1 protein-coding gene is annotated in these 714 nt (G+C 68.6%); it reads left to right on the top strand.

Features of this window, described 5'->3' with window-relative positions:
- On the top strand, positions 1-714 hold a 714-nt coding region (locus tag D7Y21_RS41335), incomplete at both ends, for an AMP-binding protein (protein ID WP_147469545.1).

The following is a 714-nucleotide window of genomic DNA, read 5'->3' as shown; positions in this document are numbered from 1 at the left end:
ACGCACCCGCGGAAGCGCTGCGCGTGCCGGGCATGGCCTTCCAGCCCATTCCCCTGGAGGGCAACTCCTCCCGCTTCGATTTGGCCCTCACCCTCTTCGAGGTGCCCCAGGGCCTCACCGGCTTCCTCGAGTACAGCTCCGACCTCTTCGACGCCGCCACCGTCCAGCGCCTCATGGGCCACTTCGGCGTCCTCCTCTCCTCCCTCGCCTCCCAGCCGGATGCCCGTGTCTCCACGCTGGAGGTGATGACGGCGGAGGAGCGGAAGCAGCTCCTCGTCGAATGGAATGAGACGGACGTCTCCTTCCCTCGCGACACCTGCATCCACCACGTCTTTGCCGAGCACGCCCGACACACGCCTGACGCCGTCGCCGTGCGCCTGGGTGAGAGAAGCGTCACCTACTCAGCCCTCAATGCCTGGGCTCACGGGCTGGCCGTCCAACTGCATGCGGCCGGTGTCACTCGGGGTAGCCGCGTCGCTGTCCTCGCGGAGCGTTCCCCGGAGTTGGTGGCGGGCCTGCTCGCCACCCTCAAGGTGGGCGCCGCCTACGTCCCCATCTCTCCCGGTGTCCCGCCGGAGCGTCTAGCCTTCATGCTGGAGGATTGCGGAGCCTCGGTCCTCCTCACCCAGCAGCACCTGCGTGACTCTCTACCGCCCCTCGCCGCGCGCGTCCTCTCGTTGGAGACGGACTCCACCATGGAGTCCGCGCCGCTGC

The sequence above is a fragment of the Corallococcus sp. AB045 genome, assembly GCF_003668895.1.
In the GTDB taxonomy this organism is placed as follows: Bacteria; Myxococcota; Myxococcia; order Myxococcales; family Myxococcaceae; genus Corallococcus; species Corallococcus coralloides.
This window is presented reverse-complemented; position numbering and strand designations above follow the sequence as displayed.